This window comes from Streptomyces sp. WELS2, from assembly GCF_013870595.1.
Taxonomy (GTDB): domain Bacteria; phylum Actinomycetota; class Actinomycetes; order Streptomycetales; family Streptomycetaceae; genus Streptomyces.
The window spans coordinates 1-1,186 of record NZ_JACBWZ010001303.1; the positions used below are offsets into that span (position 1 = coordinate 1).

Below are 1,186 nucleotides of genomic sequence, written 5' to 3' on the forward strand. Positions count from 1 at the left end.
GCGCACAGGCCATCTCCCTGGTGTCCCTGGCCACGGTCGCGTGTACCGGCGCGGCGGCGGCCAGCTCCGGGATGTCCTGCTTGACGTGGTGACCGCGGGCCAGGAGCAGCGGGACGAGGACGGCGCGGGTGCCGCCGAGGGCCGCGAGGGTGTCGGGGAGCAGGGGCTCGTTCAGCTCGATGTGCCCGAGGTGCACCGGCAGGCCGGGGCGCAGCGCGCGTACCCGTTCCCTCAGGGCCCGTACGGTGCCGAGCGCCCGCGGGTCGCGGCTGCCGTGGGCGACCAGGACCAGGGCGGGCGGTGCCGGTCGGCCGCCGCCCGGCGGGGAGAAGGGCCGGGTGCGGGTGCGGGAGGGGATCGACGCCGTCATGGCAGGATCCTGGCCCGCGGAGGTTGCGCCTCCGTTGCCGGGCCGTCACGGGCGTTTTCCGTACCATCACCCCGGCCGGCGTCGGTGTGTGAGGCGAACCGGACGGGTGCGGGAGGCGTCTTCCCGGTCGGGTGACCGGGACGATCAGGGGGGATGTCGTATGAGGATCCGCCGGCCGCGATGGCCGCGTACCCGGGTCGGGCAGCGGAGGCTGCTGTGGGCCCTGACGGCCGGGTGCGTGCTGGCGCTGCTGCCGGCGACCTGGCTGCGCCTGTCCACGGCGGACCGGCTGCGGACCACGGCGGACGTGCCGCGCACCGGGGTCGCGGTGGTGTTCGGGGCGGGGCTGTGGCACGGGAAGCCGTCGCCGTATCTCGCGCACCGGCTGGACGCGGCGGTGACGCTGTACCGGGCGGGGCGGATCGAGGCCGTCCTGGTCACCGGGGACAACAGCCGCGAGGACTACGACGAGCCCGACGCCATGCGCGCCTACCTCAGGCGACACGGCGTGCCGGACCGGCGGATCGTCGCCGACTACGCGGGCTTCGACACCTGGGACTCCTGCGTGCGGGCCAGGCGGATCTTCGGGGTGGACCGGGCGGTGCTGATCAGCCAGGACTTCCACATCCGGCGGGCGGTGGCGCTGTGCGAGGCGGCGGGCGTGGACGCGTACGGCGTCGGGGTGGCCGCCGAGCACGACGCGACCTGGTACTACGGCGGGACGCGCGAACTGTTCGCGGCGGGCAAGGCGGCGCTGGACGCGGTCTTCCGGCCGGACCCGCGGTTCCTCGGCCCCCGGGAGCCGGGCGTGGCACG

The 1,186-nt window shown here is 75.8% G+C and carries 2 protein-coding genes; one reads left to right on the top strand and one right to left on the bottom strand.

Annotated elements, in window-relative coordinates:
• Positions 1-370: CbiX/SirB N-terminal domain-containing protein (locus H5J33_RS35925; protein WP_181798830.1), on the bottom strand; the 370-nt coding region annotated here is incomplete at its 3' end.
• 160 nt (positions 371-530) lie between these two features.
• Between H5J33_RS35925 and H5J33_RS35930 the strand changes: the two genes are divergently transcribed.
• On the top strand, positions 531-1,186 hold a 656-nt coding region (locus tag H5J33_RS35930), incomplete at its 3' end, for a vancomycin high temperature exclusion protein (RefSeq protein ID WP_181798832.1).